Consider the following 14,907-nt stretch of genomic DNA (forward strand, 5'->3'; position numbering starts at 1 on the left):
CCGTGCGCGTGTTGAGGCCATTCCTGCAAAATTGCAGGATGGATCGGAACCTATCGTTCTTGCGTGCAGAAATCCAAGCTGGGATCACCAGCGGAGACAAACAAGCGGGAGGCGCCGGTGGAACGGCTCGAAGGAGATTACGACTATATCGTCGTGGGCGCCGGCACGGCCGGCTGCATCGTCGCCAACCGCCTCTCGGCCGATCCGCGCACCCGCGTGCTGCTGCTGGAAGCCGGCGGGCGGGACAACTGGATCTGGTTTCACATCCCCGTCGGCTATCTCTTCGCCATCGGCAATCCGCGCGCCGACTGGATGTTCAAGACCGATGCCGAGCCGGGGCTGAACGGCCGCGCGCTGAACTATCCCCGCGGCAAGGTCATCGGCGGCTGCTCGGCCATCAATGCCATGATCTCCATGCGCGGGCAGGCAGCGGACTATGACCACTGGCGCCAGCTCGGCCTCTCCGGCTGGGGCTGGTCGGACGTGCTGACGGCCTTCAAGTCGCTGGAGGACCATTTCCTCGGCGCCAGCGACATCCACGGGGCCGGCGGCGGCTGGCGCATCGAGCCGCCCCGCATCGAATGGCCGGTGCTGAACGCGGTGGCCAACGCTGCTACGGAACTCGGCATCCGCAAGGTGCCGGACTTCAACACCGGCGACAACGAGGGCGTCGGCTATTTCCATGTGAACCAGAAGTTCGGCCGACGCTGGTCCTCCGCACGCGGCTTCCTGAAACCCGCCCTCGGCCGCCCCAACCTGCGACTGGAGACGGACGTTCTCGCCGACCGCCTCATCATCGAGAACGGCCGCGCCGTGGGCGTACACTATCGACAGAACGGGCGCTGGATCGAGGCGCACACGCGCGGCGAGGTCATCCTCACCGCCGGCTCCATCGGCTCGGTGCAGATCCTCCAGCGATCCGGCGTCGGGCCGGGCGACTGGCTCGCCGAGCGCGGGGTGGAGACGGTGCTCGACCGGCAGGGGGTGGGGCGCAATCTGCAGGATCATCTCCAGCAGCGCGCCATCTACAAGGTCTCCGGCATCCGCACCCTGAACGAGACCTATTATTCCCTGCCCCGCCGCGCCCTGATGGGCGTGGACTATGCCCTGCGCCGGCGCGGGCCGCTCACCATGGCGCCCTCCCAGCTGGGCATCTTCACCAGGTCCGATCCCCATCAGGAGCGGGCCAACATCCAGTTCCACGTGCAGCCGCTGTCGCTGGACAAGTTCGGCGAGCCGCTGCACCGCTTCCCGGCCATCACCGTAGCGGCCTGCAACCTGCGCCCCACCTCGCGTGGCATCGTGCGCATCACGGGGGCCGATCCCGAGGCAAAGCCGCAGATCGCGCCGCACTATCTCTCCACGGAGGAGGACCGGCAGGTGGCCGCCGACGCCATCCGCGTCACCCGCCGCCTCATGCGCCAGCAGGCCCTCGCGCCCTACCGGCCGGAGGAATACCTGCCCGGTCCGTCGGTGGGCGACGATGATGCGTCCCTCGCCAAGGCGGCCGGCGACATCGGCACCACCATCTTCCATCCCGTGGGCACGGCGAAGATGGGCCGGGTGGACGATCCCATGGCGGTGGTGGACGAACGCCTGCGCTTCATCGGCCTCGGCGGGCTGCGCGTGATCGACGCCTCCATCATGCCCACCATCACCTCGGGCAACACCAACACGCCGACCGCCATGATCGCCGAAAAGGGCGCGCGGCTGGCGCTGGAGGATGCGCGGGCCGGGGCCTCTTCGGCGGCAGCGTGAGGGCGGGGCGGCAGCGCCGCCCTACCCCCTCAGCGCGCGGCGCATCACCTTGCCGGAGCCGGTGCGGGGCAGTTCCTCGATGAAGACATAGGCGCGGGGGCGCTTGTATTCGGCGAGGTGCTCCGCGGCCCAGGCTTCGAGCGCCGCCGCATCGGCCTCGCCCCCCGCCTGCAGCACCACGAACGCGGTAACGAGGGAGACGTCGCCCGATAGCGTCTCCGCCACCGCCACTTCCGCCACGTCCGGATGGGCGGCCAACGCCCGCTCCACCTCTTCCGGCGCCACGCGATAGCCGAAGGCGTTCATCTGGTCGTCCGCGCGGCCCTCGTACCAGAGGTAGCCATCCGCATCGAAGCGGGCGAGGTCGCCGGTGAGGAACCACGCGCCGCGCATCGCCGCCGCCGTCTCTTCGGCCAGGCCCCAATAGCCCAGCATCAGGCCGGGATCGGAGCGATGCACGGCGAGCACGCCGGTATCGCCCACCGGAAGCGGGTGGAGCGCGTCCGGCGCCTCGCCCTCCGGCGGCAGCACGACCACGCGCCGCCCCGCCTGCGGCTTGCCGGGACTGCCCGGCCGTGTCGGCACGAGAGGGCCGGAGGAGACGTAGGTGGAAATCTCGCTCATCCCCAGCGCCTCGTAGAGCGGGCGCCCGGTTGCCTCCACCCATTCGCCGTGCAACGCCGCTTTGAGCGCCTCACCGGCGGTGAGGCCGTGGCGCAGGGCGGGGAAGCGGTCGGGCGTGATGCGGGCGTATTTCAGGATGCGCCGGTAGAGGCCGGGCACGGCGGCGAACTGGGTGGCGCCGGTCTCTTCCAGAAGGTCGGGCCACGCGCCGGGCGGGCGATCGCCCAGATGGACGATGCTGGTCGCCCCCACCGCCCACGGGTCCATGAGGCCGACGCCGAGCGTATAGGTCCAGTTGAAGGCCCCGGCGTGGAACAGCAGATCGTCGCCCTTCAAATCATGCCAGCCGGCGCGCATGGGAATGCGCCCGAGCCCCACCCTCTGGGCATGGGCGACGCCCTTGGGCCGCCCGCTGGTGCCGGAGGTGAAGACCAGGAAGGCGAGGTCGTCCGCGGCCGTATCGGCGAAATCGATGGCGGAGGCAGCGCCGAGCCGCGACATGCCGACGGCATCGATGATGGAAACGCCCGCGCGCGGCATGGGCATCACGCCCGAACCGTCACCCACCACCAGCGCCGCGCCGGAATCGTCAAGGATCATCTCCACCTCATGCGCCGTGAGCATGGTGGAGGTGGGGATGGGCGCGAGCCCGGCGGCGATGGCACCGAAGAACATCAGCGGGAATTGCGAGGTGTTGCCCACCCGCAGCAGCACCCGCGACCCGCGCGGCAAACCGTATCCGGCGAAGCCGCCGGCCACGCGCAGCACGGCGTCCCTGAGTTCACCGTAGCTCCATCGCTCGATGATGCGTCCCTTCGGTCCCTCGGCCACCAGCAAGGCCGGCTTGTCCGCCGCCGCGCCCGCCCCGGTGAGGCAGAAGCGGGCGAGGTTGAAGGGATGCGGGGCAGCCTGATTCACGGTCTCGGTCATGGTGCGATCATGGCTGGCGCGCCCCGCCCGCGCCAGCGCGATTGCAGAGGTTCAGCTGGGCCACCAACCGGACGCGTGGGGCCGGACGTCCGCCGCGTCGTTCCATCCGCCCGCCGGAGCAGCACCACCGAGAACGGCACCATGGCTGTCACGGCAACGAGCAAGGTCCTTCACCCTCTCAGAGCGATCTCACGCCCGCGCCAGCAGAAGTGCCCGGTGGGGCTGCTCCAGCCGGATGCCGCCGACCTCCGCGACACCCCATCGGGCCAGCAGCGCCTCCACTGTGCCGCGATGCTGCTCCGCCGCTGCGGCCCGCGCGGGATCGACCGCAACCGCACGCGCGAGAAAGCCGTCCACCCCGGCGACACGACGCACGTCGTCGTAATCGAGCCGACGCACCGCCTGTGCCGCGCCGCTTGCGAGGCAGGCCGAGAGGGCCTTCTGGGCGAGGGCGCGGATGGCGGTTTCGTCCTCCACCGGCCGCAGCGCTTCGAAGTAGCTGCCCTCCGCCAGCGGCTCCACCACCAGCACCGGCCCACGGCTGACCCGGAGCGCCTCGCCGAGCGCCGCCGCCATCAGGCCCGCCGGCACATGATGCAGGCTGTTGAGGAAGATCGCGACATCGAAACTCCCGTCCGCGAAGGGCAGCGCCTCGGCCCCCGCCTCGGTGAACGTCGCCTCCGGCACCGCCGCACGGGCCGACGCGATAGCCTCCGGCCCGGGATCGATGCCGTGGACGCGGGCACCCTGCGCTGTCAGCGCCCGCGCCAGTGCGCCATGGCCGCAACCGATGTCGAGGATGGACCGACCGGCCAGCGGCCCCAGCCAGTCCTCGATCACCGCCAGCGCCGTGCCCTGCGGCCGCCCCGCCGCCTCTGCCTGCTGCCCGCTCATTCCGCTTTCTCCCTGCCGCCTACAGCGCGCCGCGCATGCGGTGGATGCCGGCCTCGATCTGCTCCTCGGCGAGGGAGGCATAGCCGAGGAGGAGCCAGTCGTTGCTCACATCGGCGCTGCCGTATTCATGCCCGCCGCCGTTCTGGATGGTGTAGAGGCCGACATTGCGGCTCTTCGCCAGCGCCGCCATCTGGTGCGCGCGAGGCATGCCGGGCGGCAGCTTCCAGGCGAGATGGGTGCCGGCCTCCGTGCCGCGCAGCTCCACCCGCCCGAAGGCGTCGCGCAGGGCGGAGACCAACACGTTGCGGCGCTGCTGGTAGCGCAGCCGCACCCGCCGCAGGTGACGCACGAAACCGCCGGTGTGGAGGAATTCCGCGAGCGCCGCTTGCTCCAGCCAGACATGGCCGTTGTCGAGCAGCGCCTTCGCCGCCCCCGCCGCCGGGGCGAGGTGATCGGGGAAGATGGCGAAGCCCGTGCGCAGCCCCGCGCCCAGCGATTTGGAGAAGGTGCCGAGATAGATCACGTTCTCCGGGCTCATGGCCTTGAGCGCCGGCAGCAGCATGCCGCCATAGTGGAACTCGCTGTCGTAATCGTCCTCGATCAGATAGGCGCCGGTACGATCGGCCCAGGCGAGCAAGTGCTGGCGCCGCTCCAGCGAGAGCACGCCGCCCATGGGATACTGGTGGGAGGGCATCACATAGGCGAGTTGCGCCGCCACTCCCGCCAGGCGCGACGTGTCGATGCCGTGCTCGTCCACGGGCAAAGGGTGGGGGCGCATGTTGACGCTTTCGAACAGATAGGCCGCGCCCTGGCTGCACGGATTTTCCACCACCACCGCGTCGCCCTCCCGCGCCAGAACCCGCAGCGCGAGGTTGAGCGCGAGCTGCGCGCCGGCGACAATCACCACCTGCTCGGGGCGCACATGGATGTCGCGCATCACCGCCACATGGTCGGCGATGGCGGTGCGCAACGCCATGAGGCCGCAGGGCTCGCCATATTCGGTGAGATTGTGCCCGGCCACGGCAAGGGCGTGCAGCACGAGGCGGCGCCATGTCTTCAGCGGGAAGGCGCGCGGATCGGTGCGCTGGGGCCAGAAATCGATGGGGATGCGGCTGGTGTTGAGGATGGAATGAGGCCGGCCGGTGAAGGCGGCGGGGGCGAGCTTCTCCGGCGAGCGCCGCTCCGCCGGGGCCGGCGCCTCCGCGCGCACCGAGGCGGCCGAGGCGGACGCGCTCACCGCGCTCATGGCGGCTTCCGGCACCACCGCAGCCACATAGGTGCCGACCATGGGGCGGGTGACGAGGTAGCCCTCGTTGATGAGCCGTTCATAGGCGAACGTCACCGAGTTGCGCGAGACGCCCAGTTGCTGGGCGAGATGGCGGGAGGACGGCACCGCCGACTCTGCCTTCAAACGCCCGTCGAGGATCTGCTGACGGATCTGTTCGAAAAGCTGTTCCTGGAGACTCAAGGCGGAGGCGCGGTCGAGGGAGATCAGCACGGCGTCGCATCCCATTGGTCCGGGCAGCGCCCCATGTTGGCACCTGTTGGGGCCAGTGGCGAGAGGGCCAGTCGCTGTCGGCGTTTTGGGGCCACCCCGGCCGCTTGCTTGACTTGACCGAGGGGGGACAACCATTTTCACCGTCGACGCGCGTGCTTTGATGAATTGCGGCCGCGCCCGCATCTGAGGCGACACTTATGCCCGACACCGCTTTGCTCCAGGCGGACGAAACCCTGTTTCCCGCGCCCCTCCTCACCCTTGCCACCGACGTGCTGGCGGCCGCGCGGGCGCGGAACATCCGGCTCGCCGCCGCCGAGACGGTCACGTCCGGCCTAGTTGCCGCCTGCCTCACTTCGGTGTCCGGCGCTTCGGAGATCTTCGAGCGGGGCTATGTGCTGTATCACTCCTCCGCCAAGGCCACCGGTCTCGACGTGCCGGCCGCCGTCTCGGCCGCCCATGGTGCCGTGAGCGCCGAGGTCACGCGCGGCCTCGCCCAGGGCCTGCTCGACCATTCCGAGGCCGGCGCCACCGTCGCCATCACCGGCTATGCCGGGCCGGGCGGGGGCAATGCGGTGAACCCCGTGGGCACCATCTTCATCGCAGTCGCCACCCGCGACGGCGGCCTCGCGGAAGAGCGCCACGTCTTCCCCGGCAGCCGGGACAATGTGCGCCTGTGCGCCGTGCAGGCCGCCCTCGCGCTGCTCAAATCCCAGCTCGGCTGACGCCCCGCGCATGAGCGACATTCCGGTCGTCCTCGTCACCGGCTTTCTCGGCGCGGGCAAGACGACCCTGCTCAACGATCTGCTGAAGCGCCCGGCCTTCCGCGACACCGCCGTCATCATCAACGAGGCGGGGGACGCGGGCATCGATCATGCGCTCATCGAGACGGGCAGCGACGAGGTGATGCTGCTGGAAGGCGGCTGCATCTGCTGCCGCATGAAGGGCTCGCTGAACGCCACGCTCAACGGCCTGCTGCGCCGCCGCGCCATGGACGACTTCGCCTTCCGCCGGGTGGTGGTGGAGACGAGCGGCCTCGCCGATCCCGCGCCGGTGCTCCATGCGCTGATCGCCGATCCTTTGTTTAACCGGCATTTCTCCATCGCCGGCGTGACCACTGTCGTGGATGCCGCAAACTTCGCCACCACCCTCGCCCACCATCCCGAGGGGATGACGCAGGTGGCCCTCGCCGACCGCATCCTCATCAGCAAGGCGGACCTTGCGACCGCGGACCAGCTCGCCGCCGCCGAGCGCGAGGTGGCGATGCTCAATCCGCTGGCGGAATGCCATGTGCTGCCGGCATCGGCGCGCGACGGCACGCTGCTGTGGATCGACCCGCGCGAGACGCCGCGCCCCCTTAGCCGGCGCTTCTCGGCCACCGGCGTCGGCCATGCCGTGACCACCGCCTCCCTCGCCTTTCCCGGACGTCTCACCCAGGACCAGGTGGATGCCTGGCTCGACCGGGTGAGCGACCTGTTCGGCGCCGCCTTGCTGCGCCTCAAGGGCATCCTGCATCTGGAAGAGGTGCCGCAGCCGGTGGTCCTGCATGGGGTGCAGGGACTGGTCTACTCCCCCGGCCTGCTCGCCAACGCGGCGGGCGGCGAGAACCGCATGGTGCTCATCGCCCGCGGCATCGAGGAGCAGGACCTCGCCGACGCGCTGACCCTGCTCGCCGGAATGGCACGCCCGGACTGATACCCGAGGCGCCTGGGACTGGCCCGATCGGCCTCGATCGAAGACCGAGGCCGATGGCATCGCTCACCCGCCGTTGGCCTGGACGCACTGGTTCACGCGCGCCCATGCCTGCTGGGCGCTCTTGCCAAGATTGACCGTGCCCATATCCTCGGAATCCGGCAGCGAGAACTGGTAGGCGCCGGCGGCCACGATATGGTCGATGGCGACGAAGGGCATGATGAACCACATGCGGTTGCCATCCGCGCCGCCCGGCACCGTCCATTCCAGCATGCCGCGCGGCTTTCCGGGAACGTTGATGATGGTGCCCTTGAAGTCGCCCTTGCGACCCTCGGCCTTGACGCTCATGTAGACGTGGCCATCGGTGCGCCGGGCGATGAGGTCGTCGCGGTTGCCGACTTTTCGGACGGCGCGGCAATTGATGATGCCGGATTTCTCCGTGGTGGCGGTGAAGGTCCAGCCATCGAAGCCCGCTCCATAGGGCTTGACCTGAGCCTGCGCCCCCACGGAGGAGGCGAGCGTGGCGGCGACGGCGAGCGCGGCGAGAATACCCGTCTTCATGGGCGGCCCTCTTGGGTCGAAGATGAGGGGTGCATGTGGGCGTCGCGCCCTGCCGGCTTGCCCCCCGGTCAAGCTCCAGCAGGGCCATGTGTATGAAATATCGAATGAATGCAAGCTGAACCAAGCGTGGCCGAAGGCGGGCGCGACGCCGGCGGAACGCGGGCGACCGCGCGGACCGCCGCCACTGGCTCCATGCTCCAGACTGGCCCCATGAGCCCGCCACGAGCCGGCGCTACCGTGGCCCCCTCCCCGGCCCTAGCGTTCAGCGACAGATGGAAACGAGCGAGACCGTGATGGCCAGCACTTTTTCGGCGAAGACCTTTTCCGGCACCGTGGGCATCGTCCCCGCCCTCGACATCGAGACGCAGGAGAAGTTCGATGCGGTGGTGAAGGCGACGAGCGGCGTCCCCGGCGTCGCCGGCTACAAGCTCGGCCTCACCAGCGTGCTGCGCCATGGCCTGAAAGAATCCATGCGGCGCGTGCGTGACCTCACCGATCTGCCCATTCTCTACGACCACCAGAAGGCCGGCCCGGACATGCCGGACATGGCGAAGAAGTTCACCGCTTTGTGCGCCGAGGCCGAGGTGGATGGGCTCATCCTCTTCCCCGTCGCCGGCCCCACCGCAGTGGACGGCTTCGTCGGCGAAGCGCTGAAGGCCGGCATCGCACCGGTGGTGGGCGGTGAGATCCCGGTCGCCGATTACGGCGTCTCCGGTGGCGGCTACCTCCTCGACAATGCGCTGGACCTCATCCTCGCCCGCTCCGTGCAGGGCGGCGCCGATCATTTCGTGCTGCCGGCGCACGATGCCGCGAAGGTCACGCGCTGGTCGCGCTGGATTGCGGCGAACGTGAAGAACCCGCTGGTGTTCCTCACCGGCTTCGGCTCGCTGGGCGGCACCATCGAAGGGGCGTTCGCCGCCGCCGAGGCCTGCCCGCGCCGCTTCGCCATCGTCGGCCGCCTCATCACCGATGCGAAGGACCCGGCCGCCGCCGCCACCGCCCTCTATGAGAAGATGCAGGCGCTGGAGGCGACGGCACCATGAACGCCCTGCTGCCGGCCCTCCACCGCGAGCCCTTCGTCGGCGGGCGCTTCGTGCCTGCCATGGGCGGCGGCGTCGAGGCGCTGGTCGATCCCTGGACGGGTACGCCCCTCGCCGAGGTCGCGCTGGCCGGGCCGGTGGAGGTGGAGGCGGCGATCCGCACGGCGCGCCGTGCCTTCGATGCCTGCGACTGGCCCCATCTGCCGCCGGTGGACCGCGGCGCGGTGCTCCACCGCATCGCCGCCGGGATCAAGGCCCGGCAGGACCAGTTCGCACAGATTGAGGCGGTGAACGCCGGCAAGCCCATCTCCGGCGCCCTGCGCGAGGTGGAAGGAGCGATCCGCGTCTTCACTTATTATGCCGGCGCCATGGACAAGGTGTTCGGCGACACCATCCCCCTCGGCAAGGATCTGCTCGATTTCACCCTGCGCGAACCGCTCGGGGTGGTGGCGCAGATCGTGCCGTGGAACTTCCCGCTGCTCGGCGCCTCCTGGAAGCTCGCCCCCGCGCTCGCTGCCGGCTGCGCCGCAATTCTCAAGCCCGCGCCGCTGACGCCGCTCAGCGCCCTGCTGCTCGCCGAGGTGTGCCGCGAGGCGGGCGTGCCCGACGGCTTCCTCTCCGTGCTGCCCGGCGGCGCCGACGTGGGGCGGCGGCTGGCGGAAGATCCGCGCATCGACGGCATCTCCTTCACCGGCTCCACCATTGTTGGGTCGGAAGTGATGCGGCTGGCCTCGGCCTCCATCAAGCGCGTGGCGCTGGAACTGGGCGGCAAGAATGCCTCCCTGATCTTCGCCGACGCGGACATGGAGAAAGCGGCGGCGAGCGCGGTCGGCTCCGGCTTCGGCAATGCCGGCCAGTCCTGCTCCGCCCGCTCGCGCCTTCTGGTGGAGCGCAGCGCGCTGGAGCCCTTCGCCCGTGCCTTCGCTGCCGCGGCGGCCCGGCTGAAAACCGGCATGGCGCTGGACCCGGCGACCAGTCTCGGCCCGCTCATCTCCGCGTCGCACCGGGATGCGGTGGACCGCACCGTGGCGCAGGCGCGGGAGGCGGGCGCGACGCTGGTGGTCGGCGGCGCGATGCCCGAGGGCGACGGCTTCTTCTATCCCCCCACCATCCTCTCCGGCGTCGGGCCGGACAATCCGGCCTTCAGCCGGGAGATCTTCGGCCCGGTCTGCTCCCTCACGCCGTTCGACAGCGAGGCCGGGGCCATCGCGCTGGCCAATGACAGCGAGTATGGTCTCAATGGCTCGGTCTGGTGCCGCGACATCGGCCGCGCGCTCCGGGTGGCGCGGGCCATGCGCACCGGCATGGTGGCGGTAAACGGCCTGCCCAGCGCCTCCAAGACCAGCGTGTTCGCGCCGTTCGGCGGCTACAAGCGCTCCGGCATCGGCCGCGAGCTTGGCCTGCAGGCGCTCGATTTCTATTGCGAGATCAAGAACGTGACGGTGGACCTCACGTAACGGGACAAGCAAGGAGCCACCACTGGCCGTCTGGACCCATCGTTGTGTCGGCGGCTGGCTCTCAAGGCTCAACAAATGGCGTTGCTAACTTTTTGAACAGAGCGAAAGGCAAGGCGCGTATGGCCATCGCAATCGTCGGCGGAACCATGATCGACGGCACGGGGGCGGACCCGGTGCCGAACGCGGTCGTGGTGATCGAGGAAGGGCGCATCGTCGCCGCCGGTCCCGAGAGCCGGGTGAGCGTGCCGGCGGGCGCCCAGAAGCTCGACGCGGCGGGGCGCACCGTGCTGCCCGGCTTCATCGATACCCATGTCCACGGCACCTACCGCGCCCGCGACATGCGCCAGCATCTGCTCAACACGCCCACCTACAACGTGCTGAAGTCCATCGAGGTGTTCCGCGAGACCATCGCCTGCGGCATCACCACCGCCCGCGACATGGGCGGCGCCGACGCCGGCTTCCGGCAGGCCATCGAGGAAGGCATCATCGACGGGCCGCGCCTGCTGATCTCGCTGGGCATGGTCTCGCAGACCGGCGGCCATGGCGACTACTGGCTGCCGGCCGGCATGCGCATCCAGAAGCGCGCCTGGCTGCCCCACACGGTGGCGGACGGGGTGGAGGAGATCCGCCGGCTGGTGCGCGAGCTGCTCATGCGCGGCGCCGACTTCATCAAGATCTGCGCCACCGGCGGCATCACCTCGGTAACCGACAGCTGGGACGAGCCGCAATTCACCATCGAGGAAATCTCCACCGCCGTCTCCGAGGCCGCCGCCAAGGGCAAGCGCGTGGCCGTCCACGCCGAGGGCCTCGCCGGCATCAAGAACGCGGTGAAGGCCGGCATCCACTCGCTGGAACACGGCTGGTTCATGGACGAGGAGAGCGTGGACCGCATGATCGCGGGCGGCATCTGGTGGGTGCCGACGCTGGCGCTGGTGCCGCTCTCCATCGAGCATCGCCGCAAAAACACCGCCTGGGCCAGCCACCAATTGGGCCAGGAGGACGTGAAGGACGCGCAGATCTATTCCCTCATGCAGACGCAGATCCCCCTCTGGAAGGAGGCGGTGAAGCGCGGCGTGAAGGTGGCCATGGGCACCGACCAGTCGCACCGCCTGCTGGTGGGCGAGAACATGGCCGAGCTCGCCTTCATGGTGGACTGGCTCGGCATGTCGCCTATGGAGGTGATCGTCGCCTCCACCACCAAGGCGGCGGAATGCATCGAACAGCCGAACCTCGGTGCGCTCCGGGCCGGCTGCATGGCCGACGTGCTGGTGCTGGACGGCGACCCGCTCGCCGACATCCGCATCCTTGAGCAGCGCGACCGCCTGCATTTGGTGATGAAGGGCGGAAAGGCCTTCACCAATCGCCTGGACGGCTGACCGTTGTCGATAAATGATTTTGTCAATTGATATAGTAGAGAACAGCTGCTAGGCAGCATCACAGAGCCGGGCGGGGAACGCCCCAGGAGCCGCGTAATGAAGTTGAACCGCTTTATGATCCGGCCTCTCGTGGAGCTGGGCCTGCGCGAGGAGTTAAGCTCCGGCGATACAACCGGAGGCTTTCTCGTCGGCGACGATCCGGTGCAGACGGCCAATATCTACGCTAAGGCGAACGGGATCGTCTGCGGCATGCTGTTCGCCGACGAGACCATCCGCTCCATCGAGCCCGATGCGCGCATCGAATGGCTGGTGGAGGACGGCGCCGCGGTAGAGCCCGGCACCGTGCTGATGCGGGTGCAGGCCCGCGCCTCCACCTTCTTCGTCATCGAGCGTTCGGCCCTCGACTGGCTCCAGCAGATGAGCGGCATCGCCACCAAGACGCGCCGCTACGCCGAGCTGGTGAAGCACACCGGCGTGCGCATCACCGACACCCGCAAGGGCTGGCCGGGCCTGCGCATGGTGCAGAAATATGCCGTGCGCGTGGGCGGCGCCCACAACCACATCTTCAACCTCGCCAACTGCGTGCTGGTGAAGGACAATCACATCAAGATCGCCGGCTCCATCACCGAGGCGGTGAAGATCCTCAGGGCGAGCGCGCAGCACACCTTCAAGTTCGAGGTGGAGTGCGAGAGCCTGGAGATGGTGCAGGAGGCGCTGGACGCCGGCGTCGAGATCATCATGTTCGACAACATGGACCTCGACGAAATGCGCGAGGGTCTGAAGCTGACCAAGGGCCGTGCCATGACCGAGGCGTCCGGCGGCATCAACGAGACCACCATCGTACCCATCGCGGAGCTGGGGGTGGACGTGATCTCCATCGGCGACCTCACCCACACGGTAAAGGCCCTCGACATCAGCCTCGATGTGCGGGACATCAAGCCGAGCGCTCAGCGGACCATCGACCGCCTCAAGCAGCTCTCGAACTGAGCACAGGCGGACGATGCGCGGGGACTTGCAAGGGGATTTGCCCTTTCGTCTGAGGCCGGGAACGGAGACCTTCGTCTTCGACCTCGACGATACCTTGTACCCGCGCTCCGCCGGCCTGCACGGCCAGATGCTCGCCCGCGTCTGGCTGTTCATCCAGCAGCTCACCGGTTCCACGCCGGAAGAGGCGGCGGCGCTGCACGCGCATTACTATGAAACCTACGGCACGTCCCTCGTCGGCCTCCAGCGCCACCATGCGGTGAAGCCGCAGGATTTCCTCGCCTTCGTCCACGAGATCGACCTCTCGGTGCTGGACGAAAGCAGCGAATTGCGCGCGGCGCTCGCCTCCCTGCCCGGCCGCCGCCTCGTCTTCACCAACGGCTCGCGCGCCCATGCCGAACGGGTGCTGGAGCGGCTCGGCATCGCCGACCTGTTCGAGGGCGTGTGCGACATCGCCGCCTGCGATTACATCGGCAAGCCCGAGCGCACCGCCTATGACACCATGCTCGCCCGCCACGGCGTCGCGCCCGAGCGGGCCATCATGTTCGACGACCGCGCGGTGAACCTGGCCGTGCCCCACGCGCTCGGCATGCAGACAGTGCTGATCGGCGACCACGGCCTCCCCGAGACGCCGGACGCCGCGCACGTCCATTTCCATTCCCTGGCGCTCGCGCCCGTGCTCGCCCAGATCGAGCCGCGCACGCCCCCGAGACCAACGCCAAAGGCCGCACAAAGCCTCCATAAGGGCCCGCAAAATAAGGGCTCATCAACGACCGACCTTCCTCAGGAGCCATGATGATGCACGCCCGTCTCACGCGCCTACTCATCGCCGCCACCGCCGTCTCGCTCGCCGCCGTGCCTGCCCTCGCGGCGGATGTGAAGCTCGGCATCGTGCAGTCCACCTCGGGCGGCTCGGCCGCGCTCTACGGCACCATGCAGAAGAACGGCGCGGAGCTGGCTGCCGCCGAGATCAACGCCTCCGGCAAGCTCGGCGACCTCAAGCTCGTGCCCGTCCATCAGGACGACGCCGGCGATCGTGGCCAGACCGTCAACATCTTCCAGCGGCTCATCAACCAGGACAAGGTGACGGTCATCTTCGGACCGACGCTGACCACCTCGGCCTTCGCCGCCGACCCCATCGCCAACGCCGCCAAGGTGCCGGTGATCGCCTCGTCCAACACCGCCCCCGGCGTGCCGGCCATCGGCGAATACATCTTCCGCACCAGCGCCCCCGAGGCGGCGGTGTTCCCCGGCGTGCTCGCCTATGCGGTCAAGCGCTACCAGCCGAAGACGGCGGCGCAGATTTACGGCATCGACGACGTGCTGATGAAGGCCGCCTACGGCGTGCACAAGGCGGCCCTCGACAAGGCCGGCATCAAGGTGGTGGCCACCGAGACCTTCCAAAAGGGCGACGTGGACTATTCCGCCCAGCTCACCAAGATCAAGGCGGCGAACCCCGACATCATCGTGGTCGGCGGCCTCGCGGAAGAAACCGCCAACATCGTGCGGCAGGCGCGCCAGCTCGGCATTCCGCAGTCCACCGTCTTCCTCGGCGCCAACGCGGCCATCTCCACCAAGCTCAACGACCTCGCCGGCCCCGCCGCGCAGGGCTTCCTCGTGGGCTCGGGCTGGTTCATCGATTTCGACACACCCGCCAACAAGGCGTTCGTCGAAGCCTACAAGGCCAAGTACGGCAACGCCCCCGACACCTTCGCCGCCCAGGCCCATGCCGCCGTCACCATTTTCGCAGACGCGGTGAAGCGCGCGGGCGGCGTGTCCGATCCGGCGAAGCTGCGCGCGGCCATCGCCGACACCAAGGACCTTGAGACCGTGCTCGGCCCCTTCTCCTTCGACAAGGACCGCGAGCCGGTGCTGGTCGCCAAGGTGCTGGAGCTGAAGGACGGCAAGTTCCAGCTCGCCCAGTGATCCTCCACCGGCTCCGGCCCTGACCGGAGCCGGATGGATTGGCGCGCCGTGCCGCGCGGATATCCGCCGCGGCACGGCGCATGGACCGGTTCCGGCACAAGCCTGAACCGGGCGCCGCGCGGGCCAGACGAAAGCCCATGAGCCAAACTCACGGGCCTCTGGCATGATCC

Annotated in this window: 13 protein-coding genes; 9 read left to right on the forward strand and 4 right to left on the reverse strand. The window is 69.0% G+C overall.

Annotation, left to right across the window (positions count from 1 at the left end):
• The first annotated feature begins 117 nt into the window (after window positions 1-117).
• Window positions 118-1,758 carry a GMC family oxidoreductase gene (locus ACE3QW_RS01045; protein WP_374250083.1) on the forward strand — a complete coding sequence of 547 codons (1,641 nt, stop codon included), beginning with the start codon at window positions 118-120 and terminating at the stop codon, window positions 1,756-1,758.
• Window positions 1,759-1,779: 21 nt separating this feature from the next.
• Here the strand turns inward: ACE3QW_RS01045 and ACE3QW_RS01050 are convergent, their stop codons facing one another.
• From ACE3QW_RS01050 to ACE3QW_RS01060, 3 genes are all read right to left on the reverse strand, one after another.
• Window positions 1,780-3,312, reverse strand: coding sequence for an acyl-CoA synthetase (locus ACE3QW_RS01050; RefSeq protein ID WP_374250084.1), 1,533 nt, complete (start codon window positions 3,310-3,312; stop codon window positions 1,780-1,782).
• Window positions 3,313-3,501: 189 nt separating this feature from the next.
• On the reverse strand, window positions 3,502-4,206 hold the full coding sequence (locus tag ACE3QW_RS01055; protein ID WP_374250085.1) for a class I SAM-dependent methyltransferase: 705 nt from the start codon (window positions 4,204-4,206) through the stop codon (window positions 3,502-3,504).
• Between the two features lie 19 nt (window positions 4,207-4,225).
• Complete coding sequence (locus tag ACE3QW_RS01060; RefSeq protein ID WP_374250087.1) at window positions 4,226-5,704, reverse strand: PLP-dependent aminotransferase family protein; 1,479 nt, start codon at window positions 5,702-5,704, stop codon at window positions 4,226-4,228.
• Between the two features lie 197 nt (window positions 5,705-5,901).
• On the opposite strand from ACE3QW_RS01060, the gene ACE3QW_RS01065 reads away from it, so the two are divergent.
• Both ACE3QW_RS01065 and ACE3QW_RS01070 read left to right on the forward strand, forming a co-directional pair.
• On the forward strand, window positions 5,902-6,426 hold the full coding sequence (locus ACE3QW_RS01065) for a CinA family protein (protein ID WP_374250088.1): 525 nt from the start codon (window positions 5,902-5,904) through the stop codon (window positions 6,424-6,426).
• Between the two features lie 10 nt (window positions 6,427-6,436).
• Window positions 6,437-7,396 (forward strand): GTP-binding protein, encoded by a 960-nt coding sequence (locus ACE3QW_RS01070; RefSeq protein WP_374250089.1) that lies wholly within the window; start codon window positions 6,437-6,439, stop codon window positions 7,394-7,396.
• A gap of 63 nt (window positions 7,397-7,459) precedes the next feature.
• Here the strand turns inward: ACE3QW_RS01070 and ACE3QW_RS01075 are convergent, their stop codons facing one another.
• On the reverse strand, window positions 7,460-7,954 hold the full coding sequence (locus ACE3QW_RS01075; RefSeq protein WP_374250090.1) for a hypothetical protein: 495 nt from the start codon (window positions 7,952-7,954) through the stop codon (window positions 7,460-7,462).
• A 293-nt stretch (window positions 7,955-8,247) separates the two neighbouring features.
• Between ACE3QW_RS01075 and ACE3QW_RS01080 the strand changes: the two genes are divergently transcribed.
• From ACE3QW_RS01080 to ACE3QW_RS01105, 6 genes are all read left to right on the forward strand, one after another.
• Window positions 8,248-8,997, forward strand: a complete 750-nt coding sequence (locus ACE3QW_RS01080; RefSeq protein WP_374250091.1) for an orotidine 5'-phosphate decarboxylase / HUMPS family protein — start codon at window positions 8,248-8,250, stop codon at window positions 8,995-8,997.
• Window positions 8,994-10,451 carry an aldehyde dehydrogenase gene (locus tag ACE3QW_RS01085; protein WP_374250092.1) on the forward strand — a complete coding sequence of 486 codons (1,458 nt, stop codon included), beginning with the start codon at window positions 8,994-8,996 and terminating at the stop codon, window positions 10,449-10,451. The genes ACE3QW_RS01080 and ACE3QW_RS01085 overlap by 4 nt, the downstream gene beginning before the upstream one ends.
• A 119-nt stretch (window positions 10,452-10,570) precedes the next feature.
• On the forward strand, window positions 10,571-11,827 hold the full coding sequence (locus ACE3QW_RS01090; protein WP_374250093.1) for an amidohydrolase family protein: 1,257 nt from the start codon (window positions 10,571-10,573) through the stop codon (window positions 11,825-11,827).
• Window positions 11,828-11,941: 114 nt separating this feature from the next.
• Complete coding sequence (nadC, locus tag ACE3QW_RS01095) at window positions 11,942-12,814, forward strand: carboxylating nicotinate-nucleotide diphosphorylase (protein ID WP_197022931.1); 873 nt, start codon at window positions 11,942-11,944, stop codon at window positions 12,812-12,814.
• Window positions 12,815-12,851: 37 nt separating this feature from the next.
• Window positions 12,852-13,607: a pyrimidine 5'-nucleotidase gene (locus ACE3QW_RS01100; protein ID WP_374250094.1), complete on the forward strand. Its 756-nt coding sequence runs from the start codon at window positions 12,852-12,854 to the stop codon at window positions 13,605-13,607.
• Window positions 13,604-14,737, forward strand: a complete 1,134-nt coding sequence (locus tag ACE3QW_RS01105) for an ABC transporter substrate-binding protein (protein WP_374250095.1) — start codon at window positions 13,604-13,606, stop codon at window positions 14,735-14,737. The genes ACE3QW_RS01100 and ACE3QW_RS01105 overlap by 4 nt, the downstream gene beginning before the upstream one ends.
• Window positions 14,738-14,907: the final 170 nt, after the last annotated feature.

The organism is Xanthobacter sp., assembly GCF_041911315.1.
GTDB lineage: Bacteria > Pseudomonadota > Alphaproteobacteria > Rhizobiales > Xanthobacteraceae > Xanthobacter > Xanthobacter aminoxidans.